At 37.8% G+C, this 13,600-nt stretch carries 13 protein-coding genes; 8 read left to right on the forward strand and 5 right to left on the reverse strand.

The features are described from left to right. The coding region (locus CDOM16188_RS03595) for a PA14 domain-containing protein (RefSeq protein ID WP_172199022.1) at window positions 1-1,438 on the forward strand (1,438 nt) is incomplete at its 5' end. Window positions 1,439-1,812: 374 nt separating this feature from the next. Then, window positions 1,813-4,158, forward strand: coding sequence for a hypothetical protein (locus CDOM16188_RS03600; RefSeq protein ID WP_172199025.1), 2,346 nt, complete (start codon window positions 1,813-1,815; stop codon window positions 4,156-4,158). Between the two features lie 53 nt (window positions 4,159-4,211). On the opposite strand, the gene CDOM16188_RS03605 is transcribed toward CDOM16188_RS03600, so the two are convergent. The 5 genes from CDOM16188_RS03605 to CDOM16188_RS03625 form a co-directional block, all read right to left on the reverse strand. Further along, complete coding sequence (locus CDOM16188_RS03605; protein ID WP_172199028.1) at window positions 4,212-5,045, reverse strand: cysteine ABC transporter substrate-binding protein; 834 nt, start codon at window positions 5,043-5,045, stop codon at window positions 4,212-4,214. A gap of 47 nt (window positions 5,046-5,092) precedes the next feature. Further along, a complete protein-coding gene (locus CDOM16188_RS03610; RefSeq protein ID WP_172199031.1) occupies window positions 5,093-5,830 on the reverse strand; it encodes an amino acid ABC transporter ATP-binding protein in 738 nt (245 codons plus the stop codon). An 8-nt stretch (window positions 5,831-5,838) separates the two neighbouring features. Continuing rightward, window positions 5,839-6,468 (reverse strand): amino acid ABC transporter permease, encoded by a 630-nt coding sequence (locus CDOM16188_RS03615; protein ID WP_211436675.1) that lies wholly within the window; start codon window positions 6,466-6,468, stop codon window positions 5,839-5,841. Window positions 6,469-6,493: 25 nt separating this feature from the next. After that, window positions 6,494-7,147 (reverse strand): amino acid ABC transporter permease, encoded by a 654-nt coding sequence (locus tag CDOM16188_RS03620; RefSeq protein WP_169941352.1) that lies wholly within the window; start codon window positions 7,145-7,147, stop codon window positions 6,494-6,496. A 96-nt stretch (window positions 7,148-7,243) separates the two neighbouring features. Then, window positions 7,244-8,233 (reverse strand): c-type cytochrome, encoded by a 990-nt coding sequence (locus CDOM16188_RS03625; RefSeq protein WP_172199034.1) that lies wholly within the window; start codon window positions 8,231-8,233, stop codon window positions 7,244-7,246. A gap of 151 nt (window positions 8,234-8,384) precedes the next feature. Between CDOM16188_RS03625 and CDOM16188_RS03630 the strand changes: the two genes are divergently transcribed. From CDOM16188_RS03630 to CDOM16188_RS03655, 6 genes are all read left to right on the forward strand, one after another. After that, window positions 8,385-8,639, forward strand: a complete 255-nt coding sequence (locus CDOM16188_RS03630) for a hypothetical protein (protein ID WP_169941354.1) — start codon at window positions 8,385-8,387, stop codon at window positions 8,637-8,639. Then, a complete protein-coding gene (locus CDOM16188_RS03635; protein WP_172199037.1) occupies window positions 8,636-9,622 on the forward strand; it encodes an agmatine deiminase family protein in 987 nt (328 codons plus the stop codon). The genes CDOM16188_RS03630 and CDOM16188_RS03635 overlap by 4 nt, the downstream gene beginning before the upstream one ends. Then, on the forward strand, window positions 9,549-10,577 hold the full coding sequence (locus CDOM16188_RS03640; RefSeq protein WP_253908124.1) for a cation diffusion facilitator family transporter: 1,029 nt from the start codon (window positions 9,549-9,551) through the stop codon (window positions 10,575-10,577). Before CDOM16188_RS03635 ends, CDOM16188_RS03640 begins: the two co-directional genes overlap by 74 nt. Before the next feature lie 73 nt (window positions 10,578-10,650). Next, window positions 10,651-11,523, forward strand: coding sequence for a carbon-nitrogen hydrolase (locus tag CDOM16188_RS03645; RefSeq protein ID WP_172199040.1), 873 nt, complete (start codon window positions 10,651-10,653; stop codon window positions 11,521-11,523). 110 nt (window positions 11,524-11,633) lie between these two features. Beyond that, a complete protein-coding gene (locus tag CDOM16188_RS03650) occupies window positions 11,634-12,401 on the forward strand; it encodes an EFR1 family ferrodoxin (RefSeq protein ID WP_172199043.1) in 768 nt (255 codons plus the stop codon). Between the two features lie 245 nt (window positions 12,402-12,646). Continuing rightward, on the forward strand, window positions 12,647-13,585 hold the full coding sequence (locus tag CDOM16188_RS03655; protein ID WP_172199046.1) for a TAXI family TRAP transporter solute-binding subunit: 939 nt from the start codon (window positions 12,647-12,649) through the stop codon (window positions 13,583-13,585). Window positions 13,586-13,600 lie beyond the last annotated feature (15 nt).

Raw genomic sequence — 13,600 nt, forward strand, 5'->3', positions numbered from 1 at the left:
AGCTGATCCAGTTGTTCCTGCGCCTCAGGATCCAAAACCGAATTTGAATATAACTGTTGAAAAGATAACTCCTAAGCTTAATACAAATTTGGATAGTTTTGAAAGCCAAATGGGGTTACAATCTAAATTTTTCTACCTACCTCCGGAGGGAGAAGCCTATATTAGCCATGCTGAAGATGAAAGCAAGGGTTGGACGCTTCACTCTTTCCAAAATATAGATCAGGCCTTGGATTTTGCATCACAAGGTAAAGTCGATGCTACTTATCAGGTTAAAAAGATAGATTTTCAAGCACATGAAGGCGAGGATTTGGCTACAAATACGGCCTCAAGCTTAGAGGACAGTCCTTTGGCACGTTTTTTAGGTGATAATGCTCATAGTTTAAAAGCAGAAGAGGGAACAGACTACGCAGTAGGCAAAAACGAGCCTCAAGGAGAGAGATCTCTTAATATAATGAAAGGTTATGCTTTTTTACAAAAAGATAAAGAGTATAAATTTAAATCCGAATCCGATGACGGAATTCGTATAAAAATAGGAGACAAGGTATTATTTAACGATGAAGAAGCGCTAAAAGGACACCACGACAGAACGACTAGTGAAGAAGATAAATATAGTGTTCAGGAGACGGGATTTTATGAGCTTAATATCGCTCATTACGATATAGGCTGGGGCAATGCTACATTGAAACTATTTACGATAGAAGACGGGAAAGAAGTCGCTGTTGGAGATCATAAAAATGGCGGAATTCCTCTATTTACCGATATATCTGGTATGGTTATAGTTGATGGAAAGCTTGGAAAGGTAGAGGGCTATGAGGCTGAAATAAGCGTTCATACGGATATTGAAGCTAATGTAGATGTAAAAATAACCGATAAAGAAGGTGGTCTTATAGATAATGTGGGCTCATTGGGTGTTTCAAAAGATGAAGTAAAGACTATAACTCATACTTTGCAAGAGCCCTTAAAAGAGGATGATCTCTTTACGGTAGAATACAAAGACGATCAAGGCAATGTAGTGTCTCAAGCAAGCACTACCATAAAGGATAGCAATGCTCAAGCTATCGAGGTTGAGGCTATTAAAGTATTTGAAGATACTGACGCAAAAACTACGTCACATGAAAATTCTCAATCTGACGCTTCCGGTCAAGATCAAGATACACAAGGTGAAAATATTAATATGACAGCTATCTCAAGCCTAAGCGAGCAGTCAGACAATGAACCGGTTTCTGGCTCTTTACCGCAAGGAATACTTACTCAAGACAATAAAGAGGTAATTCCTGGACTTGAAAGCTCTAAAGCTGAAGAGGGCGTAGTAAATTCCGCTAATGAAACTGATACGCAGGCATCACCGTCTTTAGCCGAGCAAGCTTCGGAGACAAATACTTCTAGCGTAGTGGTTCCTATGAATACGGAAGATACGACTACGATTAGCGGATTTTAATTTAGTAATCTAGCAAGAGTTGATACTCTTGCTAGATTACTAATTATTTGTTCTTAAATTTAAATACTTATGAAAAATTTAAATGAATTTAAGACAAAGTTGAATGCCCGCTTAGATACGATAATTCGTAGACAAGATGTTAAAAACTTAGTTTTGATACACAAGAAGAAATTTACATTAAAAACCTGACTTGGAAGCTGTTTGTTTTAGGCAAATTAAAATGGAAAATTTTGGGTTTTGGATAGAGAGGAAATTTACTACTAGAGACTTGTTTTTAAGCAAGTATACTAGAAGTCGTTAAATTTTAATTTATATTTTATTAATACTGATGTAAAATCAATATGTTGCAATAATATTTTTTAAAGCTTATAATCATGAAAGAACTAGAACAAAATTTAAAACAAGAAAAAGAAGTTATCCTTAAAGAGTTGCAAAATATAGAAAATGCAAAACTAAATACTGATCTTATCTTAAGTGGTGCCAAGTTGAAGCAAAAAAGCAACTCAGATAAAGTTGCCTCTAAAGAAGCTATTCTTGATGTTCAAAATGCCGAAAATTCTCCTATAAATTTCTCACAGGCTCGTATTGATTTAAAGAATAATTCAGAGAGTAAAACTTTGGATGAGGCTAAGGAGAGGGTCTTAAAAAGTGTATTTTTAAGCTCGGAAGATTTTGTAAAATCAGGCCATATAAGTAATGTTGATGTAGATTATAAAAGCTTAGCTCGAAGCAATGCAATAGATAAAAAAACTTACATGATTGAGCCTAATAAAATTTTAAAAATTGAAAATATGGAGCAAGTAGATACTTTTATAGACTCAAAAAGAGATCAAGGGGACGTAAATTTAAATTCCCAAAAAGATATCGGCGCGATATATCATAATAAACCCAATGTCTTGATGCCCGAAGCGGATATCGATACGACAAAAAATGACGACAACAATGATAATATCTTCTTAGAAGATAATAAAGATAATAAAGATAATAAAGATAATAAAGATAATAAAGATAATAAAGATAATAAAGATAATAAAGATAATAAAGATAATAAAGATAATAAAGATAATAAAGATAATAAAGATAATAAAGATAATAAAGATAATAAAGATAATAAAGATAATAAAGATAATAAAGATAATAAAGATAATAAAGATAATAAAGATAATAAAGATAATAAAGACGAGGATAATGAAGCCGTAGCTCCTATATCTCCCAATAAACAAGATGAGCAAGATACCAAAACGTCTAATAGCGATAATGATTCTAAGGAGTCTTTAGACGATCCAAGCGTATCGGGTGATCACTCAATTCCTGAAGATATCGATATATCGATGCCTAATATAAAAAATACTATACAAGGAACATCTTATGATGATATACCTTTAAAGGGTACTCAAAACGAAGATATTATATATGGATACGAAGGAAACGATACAATCCACGGAGAGAGCGGAGATGATACTATTTACGGTGGTAAAGATAGAGATTTGCTGCATGGTGGAGATGGCAAGGACACTATCTACGGCGAAGACGGAGATGACTATATAGAAGGTAACGAAGATGCCGATAAACTATATGGCGGAAATGGAAACGACGGTATAAGAGGCGGAAATGGAGATGATAGAATATGGGGCGGAAGCGGAAATGATGAGATCCACGGCGAAGATGGCAATGACACTATCCATGGAGAAGATGGCAATGACGGTATAAGAGGCGGAAGCGGAGATGATAGAATTTACGGCGGAAGTGGAAACGATGAGATCCACGGCGAAGATGGCAATGACACTATCCACGGCAATAGCGGAGACGATCAAATTTTAGGTGGCAACGGAGATGATGAGATTCATGGCGAAGATGGCAATGACACTATAAAAGGCGAAGATGGAAACGATATAGTGTACGGCAATGACGGAAAAGACACCATCAACGGCGGAAGTGGAGATGATACCATAGAGGGCGGAAGCGGAGATGATGAGATAAACGGTGATATAGGAAATGACAGGCTCTATGGCAATGAAGGCAATGACACTATCTGGGGCGAGATAGGAGACGATAAAATTTGGGGCGGAGATGGAGAAGACGCTCTTTACGGAGGAGATGGAGAAGATCTTATAGCAGGCGGGTCTGGAAATGATGAAATAGAAGGTGGAGCAGACAGTGATACCATATATGGAGATGCAGGAGATGATATCATACATGGAGACAGCGGAGATGATATCATATATGGTGGTTTAGGAGATGATCTGCTTTACGGAAACTATGGAAGCGATAAAATTTACGGCGAAGACGGTAATGATACTATAGTAAGTAATTTAAATGATACTATCCTTGACGGTGGGGAGGGCGAAGATACTTTGCGTATCGTGCCGGATGATGCTCAAATTGAAAATTTTGATTCTAGTCTTAATATAGACTTTGATAATATACCAAAAGGAAGCATATCTAATTTTGAAAAAATTGATTTAGGATATGGAGAAAACTCTACTCATATTACAAATTTAGATCCAAACGATGTGCTTGATATGGTAAAAGACGAGAGTATAATTATAAAAATTTCAGGAGATGATAAAGACTCTGTCGGTTTAAATGGATTTGCCGAGTCTGAAGACAAGCAAAATTTAGAGAATGGCTATACTAGATATGAAGGTTATGTTCAATCAGATAGCATTACAACAACTGTTAAAATTGATGTAGATGATGATATAGTTAAAATAATCTGATAAGCTTAACATTTATAGAGAGTCGGTTTAAACCGACTCTTAAATAATATAAATTAAATTTTACCGCCTTCGACGACTACTGATTCAGGATCTACGCTGTCGCCATATACGGGCTTGAGTGTTTCGTCGTATGCTTTGTGGAAGAATTGCTCTTTTTCAAGACTCATGATTTCGTTGTTTATCCACTTAAGTAAGACTTCATTTCCTTTTTTAACCGCAGGCGCTATTGAGTCTATATTGCCGATTGATTGTATGCCTACCGTAAAGCCAGGATTTTCTTTAACCCATGCAAAAAGCAAAGTGTTATCATGTGATAGCGCGGCACCTCTTTTGTCAAGCAATGCTCCGAAAGTTTCGGTATTTTGATCAAATTTCAAAAGCTCTATCTCAGGATGATTTTTAGTAAAATAAGCGTCTGCCGTAGTGCCTTTGTTTACGATCAGTTTCTTTCCTTTAAGCTCGCTTATGTCTTTGATTATCTCTCCGTCAGGACTAACTACACCAAGCGAAACTTTCATATAAGGAAGCGCAAAATCAACCACTTTAGCTCTTTCTTCGGTTTTGGTGAAATTTGCTAGGATTATATCAACCTTGTCCGAAGTTAAAAATTCAACTCTGCTTGCAGCCTCTACGAGTTCAAATTTTACCTTGCTTTCATCTCCTAAGAGATCCTTTGCTATGCGCTTTGCAAAGTAGATATCATAGCCTTGGTTTTTGCCGTCTTTGTCTATAAAACCAAAAGGCGGTTTATCGCTAAATACACCTATAAGAACGTATCCGCGCTCCTTTATCTTATCTATCGCGTTTGCGCTAGAATTATCATTACCACAACCCGTTAGAAAGACGGTAGCGATTAATGCCAAAAATGAAAACAGAAGTTTTCTCATTCTTTCTCCTTGTATTATAAAATAAGTTTGTATTTATACCAAAAATTTTAAAACGAAAACAAATTTAGGAATTTTTTTGCTCTTTGAGTCTTTGGATTTGTAAAAAACTCTTCAGGATCGCTCTCTTCTACGATTTTTCCTTCATCCATAAATATTATTTTATCGGCAACCGCCCTTGCAAAACCCATTTCGTGAGTTACTATTAGCATGGTCATGCCTTCCTTTGCTAAATTTATGATCACATCAAGCACTTCTCGCACGATTTCAGGATCAAGCGCAGCCGTTACTTCGTCAAACAGCATAAGATCGGGCTTCATACAAAGCGCTCTTACTATGGCGATACGCTGCTTTTGACCGCCGCTTAACTCCTTTGGATAGGTGTATTTTTTATCGCTTAATCCAACTTTTTTTAGCCACATATCGGCTTCTTTTTCTACTTCTTTTTTATCACGTTTTTGAGCTTTTACAGGACCAAGCAAGATATTGTCTATGACGTTCATGTGATCAAAGAGCTCATAGCTTTGAAACACCATGCCTACATATTGTCTTATGCGCGTCCAGTCTTTAAAGTCTTTATCTATCGACTCTCCGTGTATTACTATCTCGCCGCCGTGTATCTGCTCAAGTCCGTTTATACAGCGCAAAGTCGTGCTTTTGCCACATCCTGAAGGGCCTAGTAGAACCACTACTTCGCCGCTTTTTACGTTTAAATTTATATCTTTAAGCGCTTGCGTAGAGCCATAAAATTTGTTTAAATTTTTGAGTTGCAATATCTGTTTGTCCATTAAATTCCCTAACCCCATCTCTCTTCAAGTCTCTTTGAGAGCTTTGAAATAGGATAGCATATAATAAAATATAGAAAAAATATAAATCCGTATATCCAAAACGGCGCCATATTGTTTGTAAAAACATGATTTTCGATGATTTGCTGTCCGACCTTAACTACCTCCACGACACCTATTAGTACCACTATCGAAGTTGTTTTAATCATCCTGCTTAGCAAATTTACAGCTCCCGGAACCAAACGACGCATGGCAAGCGGCACGATTACGTTTATGTAAATTTGAGTTTTGCTAAGACCTAGCGACGCTGCGCTTTCAAATTGATGTCTTGGTATGGAAGTGATGGCTCCACGCACTATATCCATCATCTCAAACACTCCCCAAACGCTAAACACCAAAAGCGACGCCGTAAATGCGCTTATGTGAATTCCCAAGGCTCTGCTTACCCCAAAGTAAAATATAAAAAGCCAAACTATAGTCGGCATAATGCGAATAATCTCAAGGCAAATTTTGCAAATCATATATATAAATTTGTTTTTTGAACTCATCACTATGCCCATGATAAGCCCGCCGATGATCGATATGACGATAGATATGATAGAAATTTGCAAGCTTACGATAAGCCCTTCGCCAAGTCGCATTAAATTTTGCGCGTCAAATAAAATACTAGCTCCTTGCAACTCTCATCCTTCTTTCAAGCCATGTCAGCGCAAGCGATATAGGCAAGATAATAACAAGATAGCTGATAACAAGCATAAAAAGCGCCTCATCGGTTTTATAATAAAGCCCGATGAGATCCTTTGCGACATAGACTAGATCCGCAAGAGCTACTATGCTGACTATTGAAGTTTCTTTAAGTAAAAATATTATATTTGCGCTTATTGACGGTAGGGCGACGCTAAAAGCTTGTGGCAATACTACATATCCAAGAAGCTGATGGTCGTTTAATCCTATGCTCAATCCCGCTTCAAGTTGAGATTTTTTTACCGACTCAAACCCGAGCCTAAAACTCTCCGCCATGTAGCTTCCTCCAAGAAAGGTAAGCCCTATGACCGCGCATGAAAACGAGCTTATATTTATGCCCAGCTTTGGCAAACCGTAATACAAGAAAAACAGCTGTATAAGAAGCGGAGTGTTACGCGAAAGTTCGATATAGCCATTAACTATAGGTACTAAAGGCTTGATCTTATAAAATTTAATCATCATACAAAATATACCGACAAGGATAGAAAAGACTATCCCCCAAAAGGCTAGATTTAGCGTCAAAATTCCGGCCTTTATAAACATCGGATAAAATTCTTTTATAAACTCAAAATCCATAAATTTGACCTATTGTTTAAAATTTGCGAGATTTTAGCGTATTAATACTAAATTTAAAGACAAAATTAGTATTAATACGACTACCGAAAGAAAAATTTATTTTTTAAGCATAGGTTTGTACGGTCCAAATCTATGAGCGTTCTCGTCAAATCCGTCGTTGTAAGGCCCCACATCCATATCCATAGGCTTTACGTCAAGATCGGGGAAGTCTTTTTCGCGACCTTGTTTGATAGGTCTAGGATGAGAGTTCATATAAGCCGTTACGTCATACGCCTCTTCCCAGCTTAGAGTCGCATCGCCTTGAGGCATGGTTGATTTTACATATTGAGCGCCTTTTATTAAGCGGTACATGCCCGCTCCCGTGTTGTAGCTGTCATCTCCCCAAAGTGCGGGAAATATATAATAATCTCCGCCGTTTGCAAAGTCGGGATTTATCATGCCTTCTCCGTTTTCGCCGTGGCACGAGGCGCATCTTGCAGCGTAAATTTCTTTTCCTTTTTTAGGATCGGCAGCCCTATCTATGTATTCAGCCTTAATGAGTCCTTGACCCTTGACCTTTGCGCCGACTTCATATCCGCTTGATAGCCAGTGCATATAAGTTACCATTGCGCGCATCTCTTTTGAATTTGCAGGTATCGGTTTGCCCGACATTGAGCGCTGAAAGCAGCCGTTTATGCGGTCTTGCAGGGTTACTACCTGATCGGCTCTTGAGTTGTATTGAGGAAATCTAGCCGTAATTCCTACGAAAGGAGAGTGTCCCGGCTCAACTCCGCCCTTTGAGTGGCAGCTTGAACAGGATAAGTTGTTGCCCGCAAAGCGTTTTTTCTCGTCTTTTGCCTGAGGGCCAAGATAGCGCGAGGTCTCGTTTAGTAGCTTTGAGCCGAATATAACTGTTTTTGCATAAGGAGAGTCGCCAAGCTTGGCTTCGTCTATTATGCCGTTTTCATCAATGCCTGCAGGAAGCCTGAATTCCTGAACTTTTACTTCAAACGGATAAGCGCTTTTAGCCTTATCTTTGGCTGCGTCAAACGCAAAAGAGCTGCTTATCAAAAGCGGCACGGCCATCAGCAAAACACTGTTTTTCATAAAATCTCCTTATGGTTAAGTTATTTAAATTTTATTTAAAATATACTAGAAAATATTACAGCAATTTAATGTAGAGATTCTTTAATTTTTAAAACTAGAATTTTTTTAATATGTTACAATTAGCTTTAAAATTTTCGTATTAAGAGTGTTGATGGATATTTTTCAATTTATCGGATTTTTAGGCATGATTTGTATCGTTCTTGGATATTTACTGCTTCAGATAGGAAGACTTACAAGCAACGACTTAAGCTATCAACTTATAAATTTAGCAGGAGCGATACTGCTTATCATCTCGCTTCTTGTGCATTTTAATCTAGGCTCTTTTTTGATAGAGGTTTTTTGGATATTCATAACGCTTTATGGAATTTTTAAAATTTACAAAAACAGATCAAGGAGTGAAATTTGAGAGCTTATGCAGAGTGGGAAAAACAAGAGCTTCTGTTTTTATCGTTACCGCACGAAAACAGCGACTGGAAGCCGTATTTGAACGAAATTTTAGATAGCTACGAAGAGCTTGTGTCGGCGATAACTCCTTTTCAAAAGTGCGTTTTGATATGTCCCGATGAAGAAATTTTTAACTCACGATTTGCCAAATTTGATAATGTGGAGTTTGTTAAGATTGATACCGACGATACGTGGATACGCGATTACGGGATGATTGACGTTGAAAACGGAGATAAAATTTTAAGCTATGATTTTAAATTTAACGCATGGGGCGGGAAATTTGAAAGCTCAAAGGATAATGCCGTAAATTTAGAGCTTATTAAGCGTTTTAAGACAAATTTGCAAGAGATTGATTTCATCCTAGAGGGCGGAAGTATAGAATTTAACGGACAAGGCACTTTGCTAACGACTGAAACTTGCCTGCTAAACGATAATAGAAATTCCAAATTTAGTAAAGATCAGATTGAAGAGAGGCTAAAAGAGCTTTTTGGCTTAAATCGTATTATCTGGCTTAAGCACGGCTTTATAAAGGGCGATGACACCGACTCTCACATAGATACTTTAGCTAGGTTTATCTCGCCTGATACGATTGCTTATGCTTGCACGGATGATAAAAATGATGAACACTATAATGAGCTTGAAAAAATGAAGCAAGAGCTTGAAAAAACGGGCTTTGACCTCTTGCCGCTTCCGCTTCCTGATCCTAAATTTTACGAAGGTAAAAGGCTGGGGTGTACTTATGCAAATTTTATCTTTGTAAACGGCGCTTTGATCGTGCCTACTTATGATGATAGAAACGATAAAATCGTGCTTGAGCGCCTTGCCAAAGCGCTTCCAAATCACAAAATAATAGGCGTAAATTCGCTCGTTTTTGTTCGTCAAAACGGCTCGCTTCACTGCTCAAGCCAAAACAGATACGAAGGCTCGCGAGATAAATTATATTGATAACAGACGAGATGACAAGATGCTAGCAGAGCAAATAAAATCTAAAAATGAGCAGCAAGACTCTACATCAAATAGCTTGAAAACGGAAAAAAATTTACAACGTTTAGCGGTTATTACCGCCGGAGCTACGGCATTTTTGCTGGCTATCATTAAACTTATCTCAGGCATTTATAGCGGCTCCATATCCGTGCTTAGCTCCGCTATTGATTCTATGCTTGATTGTCTTATATCGGTGCTAAATTTCTTTGCGCTTAAGAAGTCAAACGCTCCGGCAAATGATAAATTTAACTTCGGCTACACTAAGCTTGAAGCCTTGGCGGCGCTTTTTGAAGGGGCTTTAATCATTGCAATCGGTGTTTTTATATTTTATGAAAGCGCTATTAAATTTACCGCCGAAGAGGTTAGCATAGATGTCAATACCGGTCTTTACGTTATGGTTTTTTCTTTAGGCGTTACGGGAATTTTGGTAGCGTTTTTAAACAAAGTAGCTCAAAAAACTCAAAATTTAATCATAAAGGCAGACGCGCTTCACTATAAGAGCGATTTTTTCACGAATTTAGCCGTAGTTGCCGCTCTTGTGATTATCAAATTTACTGGATTTACGATAATAGACGCGATTTTTGGCGTTTTAATTAGCTTTTATATAGTTCATTCGGCTATAAATTTGCTAAAAGACAGCGTTTTAGTCCTTATGGACAGGGCGCTTGAGCCTGAAATCATAAAGCAGATAGAGGAGATACTCTCTTTAAAAAAGGAGATTTCAAGCTTTCATGGACTTACCAGCAGAAAGAGCGCAAATGATTGCTACATCAGCGTTCATCTTGTGTTTGATAAGGAAATTTTACTAATCAGAGCTCACGACATATCAGACGAGATAGAAGAGCAGATTAGGAGCAAATTCCCGCAGTTTGAGTGGCATATCATTACTCATCTTGATCCGTATGATGATAGGTAGGATAAAGAGCGATTTATGAGGCATTTATCCTCTTTGATGTATAATTTTTAAAATTTAAATTTAAGGTAAAATTATGAAAGTAGCTTTAATTCAGCAGAAATTTCACGGAACCAAAGAGGCGACAAACCAAAAGACTTTAGATCTCATTAAACAGGCCTCAAGCCAGGGCGCTGATCTTGTAGTGTGCCAAGAGCTTCATCAAACGCAATATTTTTGTCAAAGCGAGGATACGGAATTTTTTGATTTGGCAAACGATTGGCAAGACGATGTGAGGTTTTGGGGCGAAGTTGCTAAGTTAAACGGCGTAGTTTTGGTTACTTCGCTATTTGAAAAGCGCGCAGACGGGCTTTATCACAACACCGCTTACGTATATGAAAAAGACGGCAAAGTTGCGGGCAAATACCGCAAGATGCACATACCTGACGATCCTGGATTTTACGAGAAATTTTATTTTACGCCCGGAGACATTGGATTTGAGCCGATACAAACGAGTCTTGGCAAGCTTGGCGTTTTAGTTTGCTGGGATCAGTGGTATCCTGAGGCGGCTAGACTTATGGCTTTGCGTGGAGCGCAAATTTTAATATACCCTACGGCGATAGGATGGTTTGAGTCTGATACCGAGGCTGAAAAATCTCGCCAGCTTGAGGCGTGGGTAGCCGTTCAGCGCGGTCATGCGGTAGCAAACGGTTTGCCTGTGGTAGCGGTAAATCGTGTAGGATTTGAAAAAGATATAAGCGGAGTTATGGACGGCATAAAATTTTGGGGCAATAGCTTTGTATTTGGACCTCAAGGAGAGGAAATTTTCCGCGCCGATAACACAAGTGAACTATGCGAGATAGTGGAAATCGATATGAAAAGAAGCGAAGAAGTACGTAGAATTTGGCCTTTTTTAAGAGATCGAAGGATCGATGCTTATGCGAATTTGACAAAGAGATTTATTGACTGAAAATTTTAAGATATTTTATTACTGCAAAATTTGCTATAAAATTTAGATTTAATCAAATTTACTCAGATATATTGAGCAAAATTTGATTAAATTTGTTTGTGAGAAAATTTATGATAGCGATTTATTTTAGCTCTACGGGCAATACCAAATACTGCATTAATCAATTCATAAGCTACCTTCATGAGGATGTTTTAGCGGTTTCGATTGAATATGTTGCTTGCGTTAAACATTTAAGCAAACATCAAGATGTCATCCTTGCGTATCCTATTTATTTTAGCAACCTGCCAAGGATTGTGCGCGAGTTTCTTTACAAAAACAGCGCAAATTTTAATGGCAAAAACGTATTTATAATCTCTACGATGGAGGCTTTTAGCGGTGACGGGGCCGGATGTGCGGCTAGAATTTTAAAGAAATTCGGTGCAAATATAACTGGCGGGGCGCATATAAAAATGCCCGGATTTATCCTTGATGTGGGCATTTTTAGCTATTCACGCGAGAAAAACGAACGCATAATCAGTCAAGCTTCTATTAAGATAAAACACCTTGCGGAGCTGTTTATGGCGGGCAAGCCTCCTAGGCACGGACTAAGCCTGTTTCATCAAATAGCGGGATTTTTGGGGCAGCGACTCTGGATGAAAATTTATGATAAGACGCCATTTAGTAAGAGTAAGCCCACTCTTGATGAAGCTCGTTGCACGGGTTGTGGCAGTTGCGTTAAACCTTGCCCGATGGCAAATATAAGCTTGGTTGCTAGAAAGGCTAAATTTTATGATAACTGCACACTTTGTTATAGATGCGTAAATATATGTAATCAAAAAGCCATAACAATACTCGGTAAAGCAAAAAATTTAGAAAAGTCAATTCCTGCTAGATTTTAGGCTTGTGAATTTGTAATAAGTAGCCTAAAATTCAGCTTTTGCAATCTCTTGAATTTAACACTTCTTTTTGCAAATGCTTTAGAAATTTATATTAAATAAAACTTAAGAAATTATTTTTTAAAGTTAAAATGTGTAAAATTAGCAAAAATTTTAAATAAGCCGTAAAAAATTAAATGGATTTTTCATAAAAAACTATTTTTTTGTGATACGATAAAAAATCCAAAATTTATGATAAAGGATTGGCTATGAAAAAGACATCTTTAGTTTTAGCAGGGCTTCTTTTCGCTTCGACACTCGGCGCAAAAGAGTTTATATCTATCGGCACTGGTGGAATGACTGGTACTTATTATCCTGTCGGAGGCGCGATTTGCCGTCTTGCAAATAAAGATCCTCAGATAAAATGCTCCGTGCAATCAACCGGAGGCTCTATATATAACGTAAATAACGTGCTTAAAAAAGAGCTAAATTTCGGTTTCGTGCAAAGCGACGTAGTCTATGATAAATACAACGGTGTTGGCAAATTTAAAGATATGGGCGATAAAAATTTACGTGCTGTAGTATCAATCTATCCTGAGCTTTTGGCGTTTGTCGTATCAAAAGCAAGCGGAATAGCTTCGATAAATGACCTTGAGGGCAAAAATATAAACGTAGGAAATCCGGGTAGCGGTAATGAAATGACGGCTCTTACCGTGTTTAACGCTTACGGCTTTGACGCTAAGAAGCTAAAACATCACGGCGTTTTAACGGCTCAAGAGTGTCCGCACGCACTTAAAGATAAAAAAATAGACGGATATTTTTACATGGTAGGTCACCCTACGGCAAACATCACTGACGCCGCAAATTCAATGCCTATTGATATCGTAAATATTAGCGGCGAAAATATCGATAAGATGCTTAAAGAGTTTCCTTATTTTGCAAAAGGCGTGATACCGAAAGGCACTTACGAAGGCGTTGATAAAGACGTAGAAAGTATCGGCGTTAAGGCTGTTTTAGTAACAAATAAAGATATGAGCGATAAGGCTGTAACGGCTGTCGTTAAGGCAATACTAGATAACTTTGACGAGTATAAAACGCTTCACCCTGCGCTTAGTGCGGTAACGAAAGAGTCTTTGGTCGAAGGACTTTCAGCTCCGCTTCACCCTGCGGCTGAGGCTGAGTTTAAAAAATACGGAATAATAAAATAATATAAATCAAATTTA

Origin of the sequence: Campylobacter sp. RM16188 (genome assembly GCF_012978795.1) — a bacterium.
Lineage (GTDB): Bacteria > Campylobacterota > Campylobacteria > Campylobacterales > Campylobacteraceae > Campylobacter_A > Campylobacter_A canis.